The 20902-nt window shown below is 67.9% G+C and carries 16 protein-coding genes and 1 riboswitch; of the genes, 2 read left to right on the top strand and 14 right to left on the bottom strand.

Going from position 1 to position 20902, the window contains the following annotated elements:
* The 10 genes from AB4Y67_RS18450 to AB4Y67_RS18405 form a co-directional block, all read right to left on the bottom strand.
* The coding region (locus AB4Y67_RS18450) for a hypothetical protein (protein ID WP_441407209.1) at positions 1–1080 on the bottom strand (1080 nt) is incomplete at its 3' end.
* Positions 1081–1087: 7 nt separating this feature from the next.
* On the bottom strand, positions 1088–1732 hold the full coding sequence (nadD, locus tag AB4Y67_RS18445; RefSeq protein WP_441407210.1) for a nicotinate-nucleotide adenylyltransferase: 645 nt from the start codon (positions 1730–1732) through the stop codon (positions 1088–1090).
* Between the two features lie 55 nt (positions 1733–1787).
* A complete protein-coding gene (locus AB4Y67_RS18440; protein WP_441407208.1) occupies positions 1788–2027 on the bottom strand; it encodes a hypothetical protein in 240 nt (79 codons plus the stop codon).
* An 80-nt stretch (positions 2028–2107) separates the two neighbouring features.
* Entirely contained in the window at positions 2108–3511 is a 1404-nt protein-coding gene (locus AB4Y67_RS18435) for a glutamate-5-semialdehyde dehydrogenase (protein ID WP_441407207.1), read from the bottom strand.
* A 26-nt stretch (positions 3512–3537) separates the two neighbouring features.
* Positions 3538–4722: a glutamate 5-kinase gene (gene proB / locus AB4Y67_RS18430; protein ID WP_441407206.1), complete on the bottom strand. Its 1185-nt coding sequence runs from the start codon at positions 4720–4722 to the stop codon at positions 3538–3540.
* Complete coding sequence (obgE, locus tag AB4Y67_RS18425; protein ID WP_441407205.1) at positions 4712–6301, bottom strand: GTPase ObgE; 1590 nt, start codon at positions 6299–6301, stop codon at positions 4712–4714. Before obgE ends, proB begins: the two co-directional genes overlap by 11 nt.
* A 117-nt stretch (positions 6302–6418) precedes the next feature.
* The gene (gene rpmA / locus AB4Y67_RS18420; RefSeq protein ID WP_009372867.1) at positions 6419–6682 is read right to left on the bottom strand and encodes a 50S ribosomal protein L27; all 264 of its coding nucleotides are present in this window, start codon (positions 6680–6682) and stop codon (positions 6419–6421) included.
* Between the two features lie 61 nt (positions 6683–6743).
* Positions 6744–7052 carry a 50S ribosomal protein L21 gene (gene rplU / locus AB4Y67_RS18415; RefSeq protein ID WP_024368343.1) on the bottom strand — a complete coding sequence of 103 codons (309 nt, stop codon included), beginning with the start codon at positions 7050–7052 and terminating at the stop codon, positions 6744–6746.
* 353 nt (positions 7053–7405) lie between these two features.
* A complete protein-coding gene (locus AB4Y67_RS18410; protein ID WP_441407204.1) occupies positions 7406–9040 on the bottom strand; it encodes a bifunctional hydroxymethylpyrimidine kinase/phosphomethylpyrimidine kinase in 1635 nt (544 codons plus the stop codon).
* Positions 9023–9120, bottom strand: a riboswitch (TPP riboswitch). Its footprint overlaps the gene before it by 18 nt.
* 104 nt (positions 9121–9224) lie before the next feature.
* Positions 9225–12473, bottom strand: coding sequence for an Rne/Rng family ribonuclease (locus tag AB4Y67_RS18405; protein ID WP_441407203.1), 3249 nt, complete (start codon positions 12471–12473; stop codon positions 9225–9227).
* Positions 12474–12944: 471 nt separating this feature from the next.
* Here AB4Y67_RS18405 and AB4Y67_RS18400 point away from each other — a divergent pair, with 471 nt between their 5' ends.
* Entirely contained in the window at positions 12945–13616 is a 672-nt protein-coding gene (locus AB4Y67_RS18400) for a vitamin K epoxide reductase family protein (protein ID WP_441407202.1), read from the top strand.
* Between the two features lie 108 nt (positions 13617–13724).
* Here AB4Y67_RS18400 and ndk read toward each other — a convergent pair whose 3' ends face one another.
* Genes ndk through ileS form a run of 4 tightly spaced genes read right to left on the bottom strand, consistent with a single transcriptional unit; the run spans position 13725 to position 19349 of the window.
* Positions 13725–14144 carry a nucleoside-diphosphate kinase gene (gene ndk, locus AB4Y67_RS18395; protein WP_441407201.1) on the bottom strand — a complete coding sequence of 140 codons (420 nt, stop codon included), beginning with the start codon at positions 14142–14144 and terminating at the stop codon, positions 13725–13727.
* Between the two features lie 39 nt (positions 14145–14183).
* Positions 14184–14627, bottom strand: a complete 444-nt coding sequence (locus tag AB4Y67_RS18390; RefSeq protein WP_441407200.1) for a DUF4233 domain-containing protein — start codon at positions 14625–14627, stop codon at positions 14184–14186.
* Between the two features lie 3 nt (positions 14628–14630).
* Positions 14631–15989, bottom strand: coding sequence for a bifunctional folylpolyglutamate synthase/dihydrofolate synthase (locus AB4Y67_RS18385; RefSeq protein WP_441407199.1), 1359 nt, complete (start codon positions 15987–15989; stop codon positions 14631–14633).
* A 3-nt stretch (positions 15990–15992) separates the two neighbouring features.
* Positions 15993–19349 carry an isoleucine--tRNA ligase gene (gene ileS, locus AB4Y67_RS18380; RefSeq protein ID WP_441407198.1) on the bottom strand — a complete coding sequence of 1119 codons (3357 nt, stop codon included), beginning with the start codon at positions 19347–19349 and terminating at the stop codon, positions 15993–15995.
* 336 nt (positions 19350–19685) lie between these two features.
* Here ileS and AB4Y67_RS18375 point away from each other — a divergent pair, with 336 nt between their 5' ends.
* On the top strand, positions 19686–20720 hold the full coding sequence (locus tag AB4Y67_RS18375; RefSeq protein WP_441407197.1) for an endonuclease/exonuclease/phosphatase family protein: 1035 nt from the start codon (positions 19686–19688) through the stop codon (positions 20718–20720).
* The last annotated feature ends 182 nt before the right edge of the window (positions 20721–20902 follow it).

The raw sequence follows: 20902 nt of genomic DNA, 5'->3' as shown, positions 1-20902 counted from the left end.
CCCCGCGGCCGGCCTGGACGTCACGGGGGGCGCGGAGGCGGCCTTGGCGGCCGCCTCGGCGGGGGCGAGCACACCGCCGCGGCCCGTTGCGGACGCGCCGCCCCGCTGGCGGGACGACGCCGGACGGCGGGTGCCGGACTTCCGGGCCGGTTCAACCCGGGGGCCCGGGTTGGTTGCCACCGGAACGTGGGACGTGGCAGGGCGCTTCATGACGGGCCGCTCCACGCCGGGGACCTGGACGAACTCCAGGGGTGTGACCATGGCCAGGTTGTTGGCCGTGCTGGGATCATTCCGCGCCGGCTCCGGCTTGCTGTTCTGCTCGGCCAGCTTCTGCTTGGCCGCAGCCCGGCGGTTCAGTACGGCGGCCCGCTCGGCCAGGGCGATCTGTTCCGCCAGTACGGCAGGATCGACGGCGTCGGGGTCGGTGGCGTTGATGTGTTCCATCTTGGCCAGCTGGTTCTGGGCCTGCTGGGCCAGAAGTTCCCGCGCGGCCAGGGCCTGTTCAACGGTCATTCCCTCGGGGCCCTTACCGCCAGGGGCCTTGGCACCGCCGGAGTTCGGGCCGACGTCGGCCTTCTGGCCGGTGGCACTGTCAGCGGGAGCGGACTCCACGCCGGGCCGGGGAACAACGGGCGTGGCCCGGGTGCGCGGGGAGGCGGGGACGATCAGGTTGGCGGAGGTCGACGGGGATGTTTCCGCCGCCAGTTGCAGCAGCCGGAGCTGTCGCCGGGTGGGCGGTCCCCCGCCGGCGAGGTTGCCCTCTTTTTCGGCCAGTTCCTTGATGGTGCGCAACGTGGCACGGTCCCGGGCGCGGACCTGCGAGGAACGTTCGGAGCCGGCGGTGCTGCGGACCGAGTCCACGGGGCCCGGGATCCGGCGTCGGCCGGTAATTTCCGCCTCGGTAGGCTCGCCGGGGTCAACGTCGCCGGCGGGCCGCTGGGTGCCGTCGGCAGAATCATTGGAGGCAGGGGGAACCGCACCGGGACCTGGCGTACCGGCCTCCTGGTTGGCTTCCAGGCGTTCATCTCGGGCCTGTCGCAGTTCGCGACGGCTGCGGATTGGTGGCTGTTCCTGACTCATTGCAAACTCATTCGGTGCTGGCCGGTTGGGCTATCTCGGTACTTCGGTCATAGCGTGCGGCGCCATTGCCGGCGGAGGTGTCCCCGGTCTCCGGGTCACCGCCGTACAGTCCGTACTTGGCGATGTACTGGACAACGCCGTCGGGGACGAGGTACCAGACGGGGTTGCCTGCCGCCACCCTCGTGCGGCAGTCGGTCGAGGAGATCGCCATGGCGGGAACCTCGAGGAGGCTGACGTCCGTGCGGCCCATCCCGTCCAGGACGTGCCCGGGCCGGGTGACGCCGACGAAGTGCGCGAGCGTCCACAGCTCGTCGATGTCCTTCCAGGACAGGATCTGGGCCAGTGCGTCGGCGCCGGTGATAAAGAACAGGTCCGCCTCGGGGCGCAGGGTATGCAGGTCCCGGAGGGTATCGATGGTGTACGTCGGCCCGGGCCGGTCCACGTCCACCCTGCTGACGGTGAAACGCGGGTTCGACGCCGTGGCGATGACGGTCATCAGGTAGCGGTGCTCGGCCTCGCTGACCTTCTTGCTCATCTTCTGCCACGGCTGGCCCGTCGGCACGAAGACCACTTCGTCCAAGTCGAACTTGGCCGCGACCTCGCTGGCCGCGACAAGGTGGCCGTGGTGGATGGGATCAAACGTGCCACCCATCACACCCAGACGCAGGCGGCGCTTGGCGCCGCGCTGCCTCATGTTGGCGGAAATATTAGTGCCCTTGGCCGTGATCGTGCTTGTTCGGGTGCTGGCGGTGCGGATCCGCGTGCTCCTCAACGGCTTCGTGACGCTTGCCCAGGTTGGAGTAGGACAGCGTGATGAAAAGCATGGTCATCAGGACCGCGAACATGATGCCGCCGATGACGAACGGCGGTGCAATAAGCGGCGCGAGTTCCTCGTGGCCTGATCCGCCGGCGGCTGCGACGATGGTGGCGATCTGCTGCGACAGCATGTTCTCCCCTAGTAAGTTCAAGAATTGACGACGGCGGGTAACCCCACCGTTCCGGACTTCTGTTCCATATTACAGCGTTGCTAGGCCCTGATCTGGCCCTCGCCCTGGACGATCCACTTCGTGGTGGTCAGTTCCGTCAGACCCATCGGGCCGCGGGCGTGCAGCTTCTGGGTGGAAATGCCCACTTCGGCACCCAGGCCCAGCTCCCCGCCGTCGGTGAAGCGGGTGGAAGCATTTACGATCACGGCGGCCGAATCGACCTCCGCGATGAAGCGCTCGGCGTTGCCGAGGTCATTGGTCAGGATGGCTTCGGTGTGGCCGGTGGACCACCTGCGGATGTGCTTGACGGCGTCGTCCAGGCTGTCCACCATGGCCACGGCGAGGTCCAGGTCCATGTATTCGGTGGCCCAGTCCTCATCGGTGGCGGGGACCGAATCCACCGACCCCGGCAGCGCGGCCCGGACCCGCTCGTCGGTGTGAAGCGTGACGCCGGCGGCGCGCAAAGCAGCGGCGACGGCGGGCAGCACTGTCGACTTCGAGTGGACCAGCAGGGTTTCCACAGTGTTGCAGACACTGGGCCGCTGGGTCTTGGCGTTCAGCAGGATCTCCACAGCCATTTCCTCGTCCGCGGAGGCGTCCAGGAAGATGTGCACATTGCCTTCTCCGGTCTCAATGACGGGAACCCTGGCGTTGTTCACTACGGACTGGATCAGTTCCCGGCCGCCGCGGGGAATCAGGACGTCGACCCGTCCACGGGCACGCATCAGGGCGTTGGCGCCGTCGCGGCCGTACTGGTCCACGCTCTGCACGGCGTCGGCGGGGAGACCCACCGAATCGAGGGCGTCGCGGAGCACGGTGACGAAGGCGGCGTTCGTGGCGGCAGCGGCAGTTCCGCCGCGCAGAATGACGGCGTTGCCGCTCTTCAGGCCCAGCCCGGCGATGTCCACGGTCACGTTGGGGCGCGCCTCGTAGATGGCGGCAACAACGCCCATAGGCACGTTGACCTGCCGGAGCCGCAGCCCGTTGGGCAGCGTCTGGCCACGGACCACGTTGCCGACCGGGTCCGGCAGGTTGGCGAGGTTTTCCAAGGCTGCCGCGAGGCCATCGATGCGGGCGCCCGTGAGGGTGAGGCGGTCCAGCAGGGCCGCGGACGTGCCGTTGGCCTTCCCGGCGGCGACGTCCTTGGCGTTGGCGGCGAGGATCCCGGCCTTGCGCTCCAGCAGCGCGGCTGCGATGGCACGCAGCCCGCGGTCCTTCCAGGCCCGGTTCGCGCGGGCCATCCTGCGCGCGGCGTGGCGCGAGCGGTCGGCGATGGCGTGGACGGCAGCCTCAACGTCGGTCGCTTCGCTGGTGCCCGCAGTGTCCGGAGACGCCTCCGGACCTGCCAGAACGCCGCCCTCAGCCGGTCCGTCCGCGGGAAGCAGACCTTCGGCGAACAGCTTTTCGGCGAGCACGGCGGAGCGGGGGGTCAGGGCCTCAGTCATGCTTCCAGTTTAGGCGGACAGGAGGCTTAGACCAGCACCAGATCGTCAACATGAACAACTACCCGGTCATATCCGCGGCCGAGCGCCTCGCCGAGTTCCTTGGTGGAGCGGCCCAGCATCTGCGGGAGTTCGGCCGCGCCGTAGTTGACCAGTCCGCGGGCGATGACCGTGCCGTCGGGTGCGACCATCTCGACGGCGTCGCCGGCTTCGAAGTCTCCGTGGACGGCAGAGATGCCGGCCGGGAGCAGCGAGGTGCGGCGGTCACGCACGGCCTCGACGGCGCCGTCGTCGAGCACCAGCGTGCCCTCCACGGAGGCGAGGTGCGCCAGCCAGAGCAGGCGGACCGGCTTGCGGGAGCCGTTGACGGAGAACCAGGTCCCCACGTCCTTGCCCGCCAGCGCGGCGGCGGCGTTCCCGGTGGAGGTGACCAGCGCAGGGATGCCGGAGCCCGCGGCGATGGTGGCCGCCTCGACCTTGGTGACCATTCCCCCGGTGCCTGTTCCTGCCTTGCCGGTGCGTCCGATGGTCACGCCGTCGAGGTCCTGCGGGCCGGTCACATGGGAGATCCGCTTTGCGCCGTGCGCGGGAGGTCCGTCGTAGAGGGAGTCGACGTCGGAGAGCAGCACCAGCGCGTCGGCGCGGACCAGGTGGGCCACGAGGGCCGCGAGCCGGTCGTTGTCGCCGAAGCGGATCTCGTGCGTGGCGACGGTGTCGTTTTCGTTCACGACGGGCACGACGCCGAGGTTGAGCAGCCGGTCGAGGGCGCGCAGGGCGTTGGTGTGCTGGCTGCGGCGCATGAAGTCCTCGGCGGTGAGGAGGACCTGGCTGACGGTGACGCCGTGGGCCCCGAAGGCGTGCGTGTAGCGGGCCATCAGGAGGCCCTGGCCCACGCTCGCGGCGGCCTGCTGGGTGGCGAGGTCACGGGGACGCTTCGCAAGCCCGAGGGGGGCGAGCCCCGCGGCGATCGCGCCGGAGGACACCAGGATGATCTCCGTGCCGGCGTTGCGCTGGTGCGCGAGGGCGTCGGCGAGTTCGGTCAAGGCCTCTTCGGAGATGCCGCCCTTGATGGAGGTCAGCGAGGACGACCCGACCTTGACCACGATCCGGCGCGCGCCGGACAGCACGGACCGGTCGGGGACGGGGGTGTCCGCTGCCGGGCGGCGGTCGGGGGTGACCGCCGCACCGCGCTCAGTGACGGCTTTACTCGTCATCTGTTTCGCCCAGTCCACTCTCCTTGAGCGGCTTGGCGGCACGGCGTCCGCTGACGGACTCGGTCCAGATGCCGGCCTTGCGTTCGGCTTCGAGCTCGGCGCGGGCGGCAGCCTTGGCCTCGCGGCGTTCGATCTGGTCCTCGCGCTTCTGCCCGCGGGTGGGGCGGTCGCCGATGTCGGCGAAGCGCACGTCGGTGCCGCGCGGTGCGGCCAGCAGTTCGGCGCCGGCCATCATGGTGGGCTCCCAGTCGAAGACGACGCCGTCGTCCTCGCCGATGACCACCGTGTCGCCCGGCACGGCACCCTGCTTGAAGAGTTCGTTTTCGACGCCCAGCTTGGCGAGGCGGTCGGCGAGGTAGCCGATGGCTTCCTCGTTGGTAAAGTCGGTCTGCTTGACCCAGCGCACGGGCTTGTCGCCCAGGACGCGGAACAGCGGCTCGAGGTTCTTCTCTTCGCGGCGGATCTTGAAGCCGGATTCGTTGACGGCGCGCGGCTTCAGGACCGGGGCCTGCACCTTGGGCGGCGCGGCGGCGAGGGTGTCGCGGGCGGCCTGGACGATTTCGCCCATGGCAAAGCCGAGCTGGCGCAGGCCTTCGTGGCTGGTGGCCGAGATCTCGAAGACCTTGTAGCCGCGGGCTTCGAGTTCCGGGCGGACGAACTCGGCCATGTCCTTGCCGTCGGGCAGGTCCACCTTGTTCAGGGCGACCAGGCGGGGGCGGTGGTTCAGCGGAACCACTTCGCCGTCGGCTCCGCTGTAGCTCATGTCCACGGCATACTTCTCGAGTTCGGCCTCGATGATGGCCAGGTCCGAGAGCGGGTCGCGGTCCGATTCGAGCGTGCCGCAGTCAAGGACATGCACCAGGGCGGCGCAACGCTCGACGTGGCGCAGGAAGTGGTGGCCGAGGCCCTTGCCTTCGCTGGCGCCTTCGATGAGGCCGGGGACGTCGGCGATGGTGAAGCGCACGTCGCCGGCCTGGACCACGCCGAGGTTCGGGATCAGGGTGGTGAACGGGTAGTCCGCGATCTTGGGCCGCGCGGCGGACATGGCCGCAATCAGGCTGGACTTGCCGGCGGACGGGAACCCGACCAGGGCGATGTCGGCGATGGACTTCAGTTCCAGGACGACGTCGCTGGACTCGCCTTCGATGCCGAGCAGCGCGAAGCCGGGAGCGCGGCGCTTCTGCGAGGAGAGCGAGGCGTTGCCGAGGCCGCCGATGCCGCCGGCGGCCGCAATGTATTCTGCGCCTTCGGTCACGAGGTCCGCGAGGACGTCGCCGGACTTGGACTTGACCACGGTGCCGATCGGGACCGGGAGGATCAGGGTTTCGCCGTGTTTGCCGGCGCGCCAGTCACCCATGCCGGGGCCGCCGTTGGTGGCGTGGCGGTGCGGGGCGTGGTGGTAGTCCAGCAGGGTGGTGGTCTGGGGGTCGACGCGCAGGATGACGTCGCCGCCGTTGCCGCCGTTGCCGCCGTCGGGACCGCCGAGCGGCTTGAACTTCTCGCGGTGGACGGAGACACAACCGTGGCCGCCGGTACCGCCGGATACGTGCAGTACTACCCGGTCTACAAAGCTGGCCACGTGGATCTCCTCAGTGCTGTTCCCTCAGGCGCCAAGGACGCCCAGGATGATTGTAATGCGGTTAAAACACCGGTGGAGCGGACCTAATGGCCCGCTCCACCGATTCAAGACTTGTTGTTACTCTGCAGCTGCAGCAGCCACAATGTTCACAACGCGACGACCGCGGCGGGTGCCGAACTCGACAGCGCCGGGGGTCAGAGCGAACAGGGTGTCGTCGCCGCCGCGGCCAACGCCGGCGCCCGGGTGGAAGTGGGTGCCACGCTGGCGGACGATGATCTCGCCTGCGGAAACTACCTGGCCGCCGAAGCGCTTGACGCCGAGGTACTGGGCGTTCGAGTCACGACCGTTGCGAGTGGAGCTCGCGCCTTTTTTATGTGCCATTTGGAAATGCCTGCCTTAAAATTCTGGGGAATCTGCTGAAAACCTGAACAGTAACGATTAGTTACTTGATACCGGTGATCTTGACCTTGGTCAATTCCTGACGGTGACCCTGGCGCTTCTTGTAACCGGTCTTGTTCTTGAACTTCTGGATGACGATCTTGGGACCGCGAAGGTCCTCAAGGATCTCAGCCGTAACCTTTACCTTGGCCAGGTCCGAAGCTGCAGACGTGACCTTGTCACCGTCTACCAGGAGCAGTGCGGGCAACTCAAAGGTGCTGCCGGCTCCACCGGGGACGCGGTTCAGGGTAACGAAGTCTCCAACGGAAACCTTCTCTTGGCGGCCGCCTGCGCGGACAATCGCGTACACCACTGGGGAACTCACTTCTCTCGACGTTTATTACTAGATTTGCGTGCGGAACCTGGGTCCAACGAATCTGGTCCGGCTCACGCTGTGCCTCTACGCCGGTGGAGTTCCCAAGGGAATCCATGAGCTATCCCGTGGACAAACGCATCCGAAATCGGATGGAGCGTCCTCAAGGTCATAACCCAAGTGTTGGCGTAAGCACCGAAGATCTAGACTACGCTAATTTTGCCTTCGGCCGCAAATGAGGCTGGTTCCGAAGGGAGGTACGTGATAGGCGCCACTCTGTATGGACAGAGCCTGCCGCAACGACTTCCGGAACCGTGCCCACCTATCGTACAGGCCCACACGGGCACCCGCTGTCAGGCGTGCAGCCGCGGCGCGTCGAAGAAGTCGACCTCGTAGCGGGCGGACTGCCGGAAGGCCAGCGTCATGGCGTCCCGTTCGCCCGTCGAGGCCGCCCGTGCCGCGGCGTCGGTGTAGGCAACGGCCTGCCGGGTGGCGGCGACAAACTCCTCGTCGGCGTAGGTGCGCAACCAGACGGCGTAGGGATGGGACTCCGGGGCGCCCGCGGTCAGGAACTGCCGGTACAGGGTCTCCCCCACCTCGGCGTAGAGCCAGAAGCACGGGAGCACGGCGGCCACCAGCACCCCGTAACTGCCGGAGACCGAGGCGGCCAGCAGATGGTCCACGTACGACTTGGTGACCGGACCGAGCGTCACCTCAGCGGTGCGGGTACTGAGCCAGGTCCGATGCAGCTCCGACTCGACCTCGAGGCAGTTCTGCGCTGAGCGGGCCCAGAACAGTTGCTCGGCCTCAGTGGTTGCGATCGCGGCGGCACGGGCCAGCACGCGGGAATAGCCGTTGAGGTACAGGGCGTCCTGGGCGAGGTAGTAGGCGAACTCCTTCTCCGGCAGCGATCCGTCGGCGAGGGCCCGGATGAAGTCAAGGCCGTAGATCGCCTCCAGGTCGGCGGTGGCCGCTTCCCGGAGCGCGACGCCGAACTCGCCTTCGGCGGGTTCCCGGGCGGCGGTTCCATTCCGGGCGGCGCTGTGGTCCTGGGTCTGCTGCTGGACGTGGTGGAAGTGGTGGACCGGGCCGTTGCCGGTGCCGACGTCGAGCGCCGACGAGGCGCGCAGTGCCTCCTGCAGCCACGGCTTGACCTCGCGGAGCGCGGCCTCCCAGTCCCCTGTTCCGGCCTGCACTGTGTTTCTAGCCTGCACTGTGGCGATGGCCGAGGACAACGAACACCCCGTGCCGTGGCTGTTGCGCGTATGCACGCGCTCCCCTGGCACCACGACGACGTCCTGGGCCAGGAGCCCGCCGGTGTTGACCAGCGCGTCGGGGCATCCGTTGCCGCCGTCGTCGTGGCCGGTGCCGGTCCGGGAACCGCTGCCGCCGTCGAGGTGGCCGCCCTTCACCAGGACCGTGGTGCCGGTCTGGGCGGCGAGCCGTTTGCCCTGTTCCAGTGCCCCGGCCCAGTTCTTGGCGGCTTCCTCCCGGAGCAGGACGGCGAGCTCGGCGAGGTTGGGCGTGATCAGGTCCGCGTACGGCAACAGCGCGTGCAGGGCTGCCTCGGCGGACTCCTGCAGCAGCCGGTCGCCGCTCGTCGCCACCATGACCGGGTCCAGGACCACGACGGCGGGGCGGGACTTCTCCAGCCAGCTGCGGACCGCGTCAATCACGGAGGCGTCCCCCAGCATGCCGATCTTGACGGCGTCGATGGTGATGTCCTGGCTGATGGCCTCCAGCTGGGCGGTCAGGAACGCCGCCGGCGGAACGTGGACGGCGCTGACGCCGCGGGTGTTCTGGGCGGTCAGGGCGGTGATGGCTGCCATGCCGTAGCCGCCGTGCGCGGCGATGCTCTTGAGGTCGGCCTGGATCCCGGCGCCGCCGGAGGGGTCGGAGCCGGCGATCGCCAGCACCCGCGGGATCCTGGGCGCCGACGGGGCAGGGACAGGCGGAAGAAACGATGAGGCGGTGGTCACGAGAGACATCCCTTCGCCGGTGCTAACCGGACAGGTTCAACGGGTCTGGATCTCAGCCGGCTCGATGCGCGGCACCCCGTGTCAGGGCTCCAGCCTAGCCGCATCCCTTAACGAAGACGCGGGCACGGCCCGGACTGCGCGTATTGCTACGCCGTCCGGACCGCGCCCGCGGCCTTGCTGAACTGTTCCGGTGTCAGAGCTCCGAGGCCGGAACGCCGACGCCGAGGATGATCGGCTCGCTGGCGGCCGGCTTTGCCGCCGGTGACGTTGCTGCCGGGACCTTGGCCTCGTGCACCGAAACGGCGGCGGACTGCCGGGATTCCTGACGCTGCTCCACCGAGGTCTCATTCGCTGCCCCCTGGGCCCGGCTGGCGCTCCGGTTGCGGCGGCCGCGGCGGGCACGCGAGGTGCCGGCTTCGGCTTCCGCCTCAGTCTGGGAACCCGGCGCCTGGGCGCGTCCCGGGCCGGTTCCGCCGGCGCGGGCCGGAGCGGCCGCAGCCGTCCGGGCCGCCGGCGCCTTCGCTGCCGGCTCCTGTGCCGCAGGAGCCGTGGTTTCTTCGGTTTCGCCCAGATTGGCGAAGGCCTCGGTCAGCAGGTCCAGGGTCAGCGCAGGCGCACTGGAATCCTCTGCGTGTTCCACGAACGGCAGGGCAACCTGTTCGCCGCCAAACGTCAGCACGGCGCCCGGACGCCCGGCGGCTTCCTCCGTCGCGGCCAGCTCGGCAGCCGCCTCGACGGCTGCTTCCACAGCTGCCTCGCGGGTCCCGGCGTCGGCGGTTGCCTCGCCGTCATGCAGGTGGGCGGCGTGCGCCGCTGCTGCGATGTTGGCCAGCGCGGCGCGGGTTGCCTCGGCCTTGGCGTGGCGCTCGGCGTCGGTGGGCTCGGCGTGCACGGCTGCCGGGGCGGACTGGACGTCCGTCCCCTGGCCGCCCCGGCCGCGGCGGCGGCTCTTGCGTTCGGTCCGGGCAGCCGGCTGCTGCTGTTCGGTCCGCGGGACGTGGTGCTCGGCGGCGACCACGTTGGCGCGGCGGTGTTCGACCGGCTCGTCGTGGGTGACGATGCCGCGGCCGGCGCAGGTTTCGCACTGTTCGCCGAAGACTTCGAGCAGCCCGGTGCCCATCCGCTTGCGCGTCATCTGCACGAGGCCCAGCGAGGTCACCTCGGCCACCTGGTGCTTGGTCCGGTCCCGGCCCAGGCACTCCACCATGCGGCGCAGGACGAGGTCGCGGTTGGATTCGAGCACCATGTCGATGAAGTCGATGACGATGATGCCGCCGATGTCGCGGAGCCGGAGCTGCCGGACGACTTCCTCGGCTGCTTCGAGGTTGTTCTTGGTGACGGTTTCCTCGAGGTTGCCGCCGCTGCCGGTGAACTTGCCGGTGTTGACGTCCACCACGGTCATGGCTTCGGTGCGGTCGATCACGAGGGATCCGCCGGAGGGCAGGAAGACCTTGCGGTCCAGGGCCTTGTGGATCTGCTCGTCGATGCGCCAGGCCGAGAAGATGTCCGTGTCCTTGGTCCACTTCTCCAGCCGGCCCACCAGGTCCGGCGCCACGTAGGTAACGTATGCCTCGATGGTGTCCCAGGCTTCCTCGCCGGAGACGATCAGCTTGGAGAAGTCCTCGTTGAAGACGTCACGGACCACCTTGATGGTCAGGTCGGGTTCGCCGTAGAGCAGTTCGGGGGCGAGGATCTTGGTCGAGGTCGACTGGCCCTCGATGCCTTCCCACTGGGCGCGGAGGCGGTTGATGTCGTGCGTGAGCTCTTCCTCGGACGCACCTTCGGCGGCGGTGCGGACGATGACGCCCGCATCTTCCGGCAGGCGGTCCTTGAGGATCCGCTTGAGGCGGTTGCGTTCGACGTCGGGCAGCTTGCGGGAGATGCCGGTCATGGAACCGCCGGGCACGTACACGAGGTAGCGGCCGGGCAGCGAGATCTGGCTCGTGAGGCGGGCGCCCTTGTGGCCCACCGGGTCCTTGGTGACCTGGACCAGCACGGAGTCGCCGGACTTGAGCGCGTTCTCGATCCGGCGCTGCTTGCCCTCGAGGTTGACGGACTCCCAGTTGACTTCACCGGCGTAGAGCACGGCATTGCGGCCGCGTCCGATGTCGACGAAGGCGGCTTCCATCGACGGCAGCACGTTCTGGACCTTGCCCAGGTAGACGTTGCCGATCAGGGAATCCTGCTGGGTCTTGGACACGAAGTGCTCGGCCAGGACGCCGTCCTCGAGGACGCCGATCTGGATTCTGTCGTCGCGCTGGCGGACGATCATCTGGCGGTCCACGGATTCGCGCCGGGCCAGGAACTCGGCCTCGGTGATGACGGTGCGGCGGCGTCCGGTGTCGCGGGATTCGCGGCGGCGCTGCTTCTTCGCCTCAAGCCGCGTGGAGCCCTTGAGGGACGTGACGCGGTTGTTGACCGGCGCCTCGGTGGCGGCACGGGGCGCACGGACCCGGGTGACCGTGTTGGGCGGATCGTCGTCTCCCCCGCCGGTCAGTTCGAGGTCCTGGTCGCCACGGCGGCGCCGGCGACGGCGCCGGGAGGTCACGCCGTCTTCGAGCGTCCCCTCGGAGCCCTCTTCTGTTTCTTCCGAGATGCCCTCGCCCTCGGTCTCGGTCTCGGACTCACCGCCGGTGCGGCTGCTGCGTCCCCGGCGCCCGCGGCTGCGGCGGCGACGGCGGCTTCCGGCGTCGTCGCCTTCGCCTTCCTCGCCCTCTTCTTCATCAGCTTCTGCGGCGGCCGCCGCTGCGGCCGGAGCCGGACGCACGACGGCGGTCAGGTCAGGTGCCTGGAAAATCATCGAGGTGACGGCGCCCGGCTCCAGGAAGAGCGAGGAGGCTGCGGCCGGGGCGTCTGCGGCAGATGCTTCGGTTGCAGATGCTTCGGCTGCGGTGGCGGCCTGCTCAGCCGGGGCAGCGGCGGCTTCCGGCGTTTCCGTGGTTGCTTCCTCTGCCGTGGCCCCGGCGGCCGGGGCTTCAGCGACGGGCGCCTCCGTTGCCGGCACTTCAGCGGCTGGTGCTTCAGAGACGGGGGCGGGGGCCTTGGCGCGGCTGGCGCGGCGGYGGACAGGCTTTTCGACCGGCACTTCGGCAGCCTCTGCTGCCGGCGCCTCGGCCGTGGCGGCCGCCGGCTCTGCTGCGGCTTCAGCGGCGAAGGCCGGCAGGGGTTCGGCCGGTTCGGCCACTTTGCGGGCGCGGGAGCGGCGTGCAGGCGCCTTGGCCTTGGCTTCGGTCTCCTCAGCGGGAGCCTCTGCGGCCACGGCGGAAACTGCTGCGGGCTCTGCTGCTTCCGCGGCCTCGGGGGCTTCCTTCTTGGGCAGTGCCTTGCGGCGGGCCCGGACCGGCCGCTTCGGCGGGGTGGCTACAGCCTCTTCAGCTGATTCCGGTGCTGCATTGGCAACGGCAGAGTCTTCGTTTCCCGTTACAACCTGGTCATTATCCATATGTGGCGACACTCCTGCCCCTGAATGCCGCCACATCCGGCACCCGTTGGGGCAATTATTTGTCAACACCCGCAGGCATTGACAGAAGTCAATTGGATACCCTCAGGTTCGCACCGGCAGTGGGGTGCGGCAGCCCTGGAGGGCCGGCGGAATTGTTCTGAAACCCGTTGATCTACACGCCACAACCAGGTGCCGTCCAATGGCATTGCGGGACAGCCGGGATCAGAGGATCCGTAGCTCCCTGCTCATCATTGGCGGTCTTGGGAACAAAGTCGCCGGACCGGGACCCGGATGTGGATCGGGTTCCAGCCACGATCATTGTCTCACAGGAGCCGTCAAAGCAGGCGTAAGCAGACATCCGGACCGCGGCCCGGTCCGAATCACTCTGGACGGCACCAGCCTTCCCGGACTTCCCCCAGTCTCCGGCGATAGAATCGGACCAGTTGCACCGACCCGAAGGACTTTGATTCCATGCCCAGCATCTCCAGTGCCACCGGCGAGGCAGCCGCGCAGCAGCAAGGCTCCAGCACGCCTGTTGCGGAACGGCCGCTCCCCCTGATGACCCGCGACCGCCCGTTCGCGTGGCTCCTGCTGATCACCGGCGTCGTCGGCTGGCTTGCCTCCGGGATCCTGGTGCTGGAGAAACTGGAGGTCCTCAAGGACCCCGGCCACGTGACCGTGTGCGATGTGAACCCGTGGATCTCCTGCGGCCAGGTCATGCAGACGCCACAGAGTTCGGTGTTCGGTTTCCCCAACATGTTCATCGGCATCGTGGCCTTTGCCGTCATCATCACCACCGCGATGGGCCTGCTGGCCGGCGCCAGGTTTGCCCGCTGGTACTGGCTGGGCCTGCAGGCCGGCGTGACCCTGGGCTTCGCGTTCGTGGTGTGGCTCTGGTCGCAGGCGCTGTATTCCATCCACATCCTCTGCCCGTTCTGCATGGTTGTGTGGGCAGCGATGATTCCGCTGTTCGTCTGGGTCACGGTCCGCAATGTGTCCCACGGCGTGATCCGGCTGCCCGAGGGGCCGACCAGGATCCTGGGCGACTCCGGCTGGATCATCACGGCCCTGCTCTACGTCGCCGTGATCGCCACCATCTTCTTCGCCTTCATCCAGGTCTTCATCGGGACCTCCGGCTACTAGGCGGAGGAACCCCGGATCACCGCCGCGAGGTGACAGATAAGGCCAATGTTCGCGATGAACATTGGCCTTTACTGTCACCTCGGTGAGGCGGTCGGTCGGTCCCGGAGCTTAGTCCTGGAACCAGATCTTGATCTCGCGTTCCGCGGACTCGACGGAGTCCGAGCCGTGGACCAGGTTCTGCTGCACCTTCAGGCCCCAGTCGCGGCCGAAGTCGCCGCGGATGGTGCCGGGAGCCGCCGTCGTCGGGTCCGTGGTGCCCGCAAGCGAGCGGAAGCCCTCGATCACGCGGTGGCCCTCGAAGATCGCGGCGACAACGGGGCCGCTGAGCATGAATTCGACGAGCGGCTCGTAGAACGGCTTGCCCACGTGCTCCTCGTAGTGCTGCTCCAGCAGTTCGCGGCTCGCGTCGACCTTCTTGAGCTCGGACAGGGTGTAGCCCTTGGCTTCGATGCGGGCGATGATGCCGCCCGTCAGGTTGCGGGTGACGCCGTCGGGCTTGATCAGTACCAGGGTGCGCTCAATGCTCACAGCTGCTCCAATGTGTTGGGGTGGGATTCGGAAACAAGTCTAGTTGCTTTGCTCTTCGGGGTGGGCCGCGTCCCAGGCGGTCTGCTCCCGTTCGCGCTGCGCGGACTCGCGGTCAATCCGGATGCCGGTGCGGATCCCGTACCACCAGGCCACCGCGAAGAGTCCGCCGACCACGAACATCGCCGGTTCCAGGATGCCGGTAAGGATCAGCACGATCTGCAGGATCCAGCCCAGCGCCACTCCCCACGGCTTGGAGAGGACCGCGCAGGTGAAGACATACACGAGGCACAGCCCGATCCCCACCGAAAAGATCAGGACCGGCGGGAACTCGTCCCGCCGCAGCCCGAAGACGGTGAGGGTGCCGAAGAGCACCACAAAGGCCTCCAGCAGCAGCACGGTGGAGGCAAACATGACCTTGGTGGAGCGGCGCTTCTTGGGCATGCCCGGGCGCCATTCGCGCTGGGCCTTGGTGAGTTTCGCCATGGTCTAGGCGTCCGCCTTTCCGAGCAGGATCCGGGCGTCCGCGACGAGCGTGATGGACCCGGTGACAAGGACGCCGCCGGCGAGGTCGTCGTTGGATTCGGCACGTTCCACCGCCCATTCGAGGGCGTCGTCGAGCTTCTCGGCGACGTGGATGTTGTCCTCGCCGAAGCCGAGTTCCTCGGCGAGTTCCGCGAGGTCCTCGGCCGGCACAGCGCGGGGCGAGTTGGACTGCGTGAAGCAGTACTCGGCAGCCAGGTCGCCCAGGGATTCCTTGAGCTGGCGGAGGATCTCCTCGGCGTCCTTTTCCCGCAGCACGCCCACTACCACCACGAGCTTGGTGAAGCTGAAGGCCTCGTGGATGGCCTCGGCGGAGACCCGGATGCCTTCGGGGTTGTGCGCGGCGTCGACGATGATGGTCGGCGCAGTGCGCAGCACCTCGAGGCGGCCGGGCGAGGTGACCGAGGCGAAGGCCTCCTGGACGATCTCGGCGTCGAGCGCCTTTTCAGCGCCGAAGAAGGCCTCCAGCGCGGCGATCGCGACGGCGGCGTTCTCCGCCTGGTGCGCGCCGTGCAGCGGGACCAGCAGGTCCTCGTAGCGGCCCGCGATGCCCTGGATGGTGACCATCTGGCCGCCGACGGCGACGGTGCGGGATTCGACGCCGAACTCGACGCCTTCGAAGCGGAAGGGGACGTTGGTTTCCTTGGCCTTTTCCAACAGCACCTGGGCCGCGTCACGGGGCTGCGCGGCGCTGACCAGGAAGCCGCCGGGCTTGATGATGCCGGCCTTTTCGTACGCGATCTCCTCCGTGGTGTCGCCCAGCAGCTCGGTGTGGTCCAGCGAGATCGGCGTGACCACGAAGACCTGGCCGTCGCCGACGTTGGTTGCGTCGGTGATGCCGCCGAGGCCCACTTCGATGACGGCGACGTTGACCGGCTGGTCGGCGAAGACCGCGAAGCCGAGGATGGTGAGGCACTCGAAGTAGGTCAGCCGGGGCTGGCCCTCGGCTTCGAGTTCGCCGTCCACAATGGCCAGGTAGGGGCGGATCTCGTCCCAGATCCGGACGAAGGTCTCATCCGGCACCGGGGCGCCGTCGATGCTGATCCGTTCGGTGACTTTGGACAGGTGCGGGCTCGTGTACCGCCCGGTGCTCAGCCCGTGAGCGCGCAGCCCGGCCTCGATCATCCGGGCGGTGGAGGTCTTCCCGTTGGTGCCGGTGACGTGGATGATCGGGAATGCCTTGTTCGGCTCCCCCAGGATGTCCATCGCCCGGTGCAGCGGGGCAAGCCGGGGCTCCATCTTGTTTTCCGGCGCCCGGCCCAGCAGTTCGGCGTAGACGCTCTCTACGGAAAATTCGTCGGTCATGATTCAGGCCCCTATCTTTTCCACGGTGATCTGCAGGTCAGTACCGTCTCCGTTGGAGGACAAGCCGAGCTCCATGGTGAGGGTTTCGGTGACCACAAGGTTTTCGTGGGCCTTTACCGCGTCGACAATGTCCATCGTGGCGGTGACGTTTGTCCGGATCCGGTCGCTCACGTTCAACCCGGCGTCCTTGCGGGCCTGCTGGATGGCGCGGACCATGTCGCGGGCGATGCCCTCGGCTTCGAGTTCAGGCGTGACCTCGGTGTTGAGCACCACGAAGCCACCGCCCGGAAGAACGGCCGCGGCGCGCGAGCCTTCACCTTCGGCGGCTTCCGCCACGACGGTTTCCAGGGTGTATTCCTGCGGCTCGAGGGCGAGGCCGCCCGCGGTGACCACGCCGGCTTCGTCGACGCTCCAGTCACCGGATTTGGAGCCCTTGATGGCCTGCTGGACGTTCTTGCCCAGGCGCGGGCCCGCGGCCCGGGCGTTGACCACGAGCTTCTGTTCGATGCCGAACTCCTCCGGGGAGGCGCTCTCGGCGTCGAGCAGGCGGACGGAGCGCAGGTTCAGTTCATCGGCGACGACGGTGGCGAAGCCGTCCAGCGTGTCCGCGCCGGGTGCCACGACGGTGAGTTCCTGCAGGGGCAGGCGCACGCGCAGGTTCGCTGCCTTGCGCAGCGAGGAACCGGTGGAGCAGATCTGCTGGATCCGGTCCATGGCCTCGACGAGCCCCGGGTTGGCCGGGAACAGGTCCGCGTCCGGCCAGTCGGCCAGGTGCACGGAGCGCCCGCCGGTCAGGCCGCGCCAGATCTCCTCGGAGACCAGCGGCAGCAGGGACGCCGCGACCCGGGAGACCGTTTCCAGCGCCGTGTAGAGCGCGTCGAAGGCGTCCACGCTCTCGTCGAAGAAGCGCTGGCGGCTGCGGCGGACGTACCAGTTGGTGAGCATGTCCAGGTAGCTGCGCAGCTCGTCGCAGGCGCCGGAGATATCGTAGCTGTCCAGCTGCGCGGTCATGTTCCGGACGAGGTCCCCGGTGTTGGCCATGAGGTACTGGTCCAGGGTGTCGGCGTAGCCGTCGTAGCGGAGCTTCGCGTCGTACCCCGCACCACCTGCAGCGGCGTTCGTGTAGAGCGTGAAGAAGCTGTACACGTTCCACAGCGGCAGGATGACCTGGCGGACGCCGTCGCGGATGCCCTGCTCGGTGACCACGAGGTTGCCGCCGCGCAGGATGGGGCTGGACATCAGGAACCAACGCATCGCGTCGGAGCCGTCGCGGTCCAGGACCTCGGAGACGTCGGGGTAGTTGCGCAAGCTCTTGGACATCTTCTGCCCGTCGGAGCCGAGGACAATGCCGTGGCTGATGACGTTGCGGAAGGCGGGGCGGTCGAACAGCGCGGTGGAGAGGATGTGCAGCATGTAGAACCAGCCGCGGGTCTGGCCGATGTACTCGACGATGAAGTCCGCCGGGTTGTGCGTGTCGAACCATTCCTCGTTCTGGAACGGGTAGTGGACCTGGCCGTAGGGCATGGAGCCGGAGTCGAACCAGACGTCCAGGACGTCCTCGACGCGGCGCATCACGGACTGACCCTCCTCCGGGGTGCGGGGGTCGTCCGGGTTCGGGCGGGTCAGTTCGTCGATGAACGGCCGGTGCAGGTCCACCTCGCCGGCCTTGTTCAGCGGCAGGCGGCCGAAGTCGGCCTCGATCTCCGCCAGGGAGCCGTAAACGTCGGTGCGCGGGTAGTCCGGGTCCGTGGACTGCCAGACCGGGATGGGGCTGCCCCAGTAGCGGTTGCGGCTGATGGACCAGTCGCGGGCGTTGGCGAGCCACTTGCCGAACTGGCCGTCCTTGACGTTCCCCGGGATCCAGTTGATGTCCTGGTTGAGCTCGGACATGCGGTCCTTGAACTTGGTCACCTCCACGTACCAGGAGGACACCGCGCGGTAGATCAGCGGGTTGCGGCAACGCCAGCAGTGCGGGTAGCTGTGCTCGTAGCTGGCCTGGCGGACCAGGCGGCCCTGGGCGCGGAGCACCTGGGTGATGGGCTTGTTCGCGTCGAAGACCTGGAGTCCGGCGATCTCGGCGAGGTCGCCGTGGCCAAACAGCGGCAGGAATTTCGCGCCCTCGTCCACGGAGAGGACGACGGGGATGCCGGCCTCTTCACAGACCTTCTGGTCGTCTTCACCGTAGGCCGGGGCCTGGTGCACGATGCCGGTGCCGTCGGTGGTGGTGACGTAGTCGGCAACCAGGAAGCGCCAGGCGTTCTCGGTGCCGAACTTCTCGGCGTCGGAGAAGTAGTCCCAAAGCGGCTCATAGCTCAGACCCTCGAGTTCGGCGCCGGTGTGGCTGGACGTAACGGCGGCTTCGGCCGCCGCGACGCCCTCGGCACCGTCGCCGTAACCGAAGTCCTTGGCGTAGGCGCCCAGCAGCTCCGCGGCCAGCAGGAAACTGCCGGCGACGGGAGCCTCGGCCGACGCGGCCTTGATGCCGTGCGGGCCGGCGGGCAGGACGACGTAGTTGATGGCGGGCCCGACGGCGAGCGCCAGGTTGGTGGGCAGCGTCCAGGGCGTCGTGGTCCAGGCGAGCGCCTGAACGCCGGCGAGCTGCCGGGAAAGCTCCGACTCCCCCGCCGTGATCGGGAACGTGACCGTGACGGTCTGGTCCTGGCGGTTCTTGTAAACGTCGTCATCCATGCGCAGTTCATGGTTGGACAGCGGCGTCTCGTCCTTCCAGCAGTACGGCAGCACCCGGTAGCCGTTGTAGGTCAGGCCCTTCTCGTGCAGCTGCTTGAAGGCCCAGAGCACGGACTCCATGTACTCGACGTTGAGCGTCTTGTAGTCGTTCTCGAAATCGACCCAGCGCGCCTGGCGGGTGACGTAGCTCTTCCATTCGTCGGCGTACTTCATGACCGAGGCACGGCAGGCGTCGTTGAACTTGTCGATGCCCATGGCTTCGATCTGGGTCTTGTCCGTCATGCCGAGCTGCTTCATGGCTTCCAGCTCGGCGGGCAGCCCGTGGGTGTCCCAGCCGAAGCGGCGCTCAACCCGGCGGCCGCGCTGGGTCTGGTAGCGGCCCACGAGGTCCTTGGCGTAGCCGGTCAGCAGGTGGCCGTAGTGCGGCAGGCCGTTGGCGAAGGGCGGGCCGTCGTAGAAGACGAATTCGTTGGACCCATCTTGGCCGGCATCACGCTGGTCGATGCTGGCCTGGAACGTGCCGTCCTCATCCCAGTACTTGAGGATGCGCTCTTCGATCTCCGGGAACCTCACGGAGGCGGAGACGCCTGCGGCGTTGGAACCTGTGTTGGAAGCGGAGGAATGGGCGCCGGCGCCGGAAGGTGCGGCGGAAGCCTTCGGGTAGTAAGTCATCTCGACATCCTGGTTTGAGCTGGTGAACAAATGGGTTCATTCAGGATGCGAGGACGGCCCCTGCACTGTCTTTCGACAACACCGGCACCGCGGTACCACCTCACTTACCGGCACCGTCCCGCTTCTTTGGGAAAAGAAGCTGCACCTGCACCGGCCGCTCATTAACTGCTGTGACGGGCTTACCCGTCCGGTTCTACCGGCCCTGGCGCGTGCTGAGTTACAAGGCAATCGTTGCGCCGGGGCGTTCTTCCGGAAGCTCACCGGTGATGGCCGGGTCAAAGCTGGTAGTAGAAGTCTAACAAGTGGAATCGGTCCGCAATGCCTACACTGGGTCCCATGATGTTCCGGGACCGGGGCCACGCTGCCCCAGGGACACCCGTGCGGCCCGCGGCCGCCGGTTGGCGGGTGATGGCAGGGGTGGCCGCAGCCCCCGTCGTGGTGGTCTCCGTGTTCCGTGCCGTGCCGCGGGAATGGCCCACCACCGTTGTCCAGCTGGTGTCCTTCACCCCGTGGCTGGTGCTGCCCGCCAGCGTCTCCCTGTTGTTCGCCGTGCTGGGCCGCCGGCGGTGGATGGCGGGCGCCGCGGCGGGACTCGTGGCCGTGCAGCTCTTCTGGCTGGTCCCGCTGGACTACGGCCAGGCTGAGGCGGACGCCGGGGAAGGAAAGGCCCAGGGCACCCTGGAGCTCCGGGTGATGAGCCTCAACGCCAAACTCGGCAGAGCGGACGCGGCGGAAATCGTCCGGCTGGTCCGCGAGAACGGCATTACCCTGCTGACGATTCAGGAATACACCCAGGCCCTCGAAGACCGGCTTGGCGATGCCGGACTGGCCGGGCTGCTCCCCAACAGGATCAGCGCCCCCGCGGGCCGCGCCGCCGGGAATGCTGTCTACTCGGTCCACAAGTTGGAGCGCACCGGGACAGTGCCCGACTCCCATTTTTCGATGCCGCTCATCCGGCTCACCGCCGAGTCCGAGGGGAAGCGGGCCGTCGTCGAGCTGACGAACGTCCACACGCGTGCTCCCGTGGGGGTGGGCTTGCCGAAGTGGCGCAGCGACCTCGCCGCGCTCGGCCAGGTGGTTTCCCGGCCGGGAAATGAGGTGCTGGCCGGTGACTTCAATGCCAGCTACGACCACGCAGAGTTCAGGCAGCTCCTGCAGGGTGACGGCCGGAAGGTGGTGGACGTGGGGATGGCGCAGGGCTCACGCCTGATCCCCACCTGGCCCATGGACGGCCTGTTACTTCCCGGCATCACGATCGACCACATCGTGACCAGCCCGTCCGTGCGCAACGCAGGCTATGCGGTGCACAGGGTGCCCGGGACGGACCACGCCGCCATCATGGTGACACTGTCCGTCCCTGCCGCCGGTTAACCGGCAACGCGGGGTCACTTCCGGCCCATAAACGGGGCTCAAAGTCAATTGGTCGTTGCAACAACTGGGTTTAGGCCGCGGTGGCAATGAGTTGGCGCATGCGTTGTTTGGGGGTCTCGAGGTTGAGCGTGGGACGGGGCCGGTTGTTGAGTTTGTCGGCGATGATCTCGAGGTCCTCGGCG

The organism is Arthrobacter sp. YAF17 (assembly GCF_052113365.1).
In the GTDB taxonomy this organism is placed as follows: domain Bacteria; phylum Actinomycetota; class Actinomycetes; order Actinomycetales; family Micrococcaceae; genus Arthrobacter.
The sequence above is the reverse complement of the archived record's forward strand: the minus strand, read 5'-3'. Positions and strand labels throughout refer to the sequence as shown.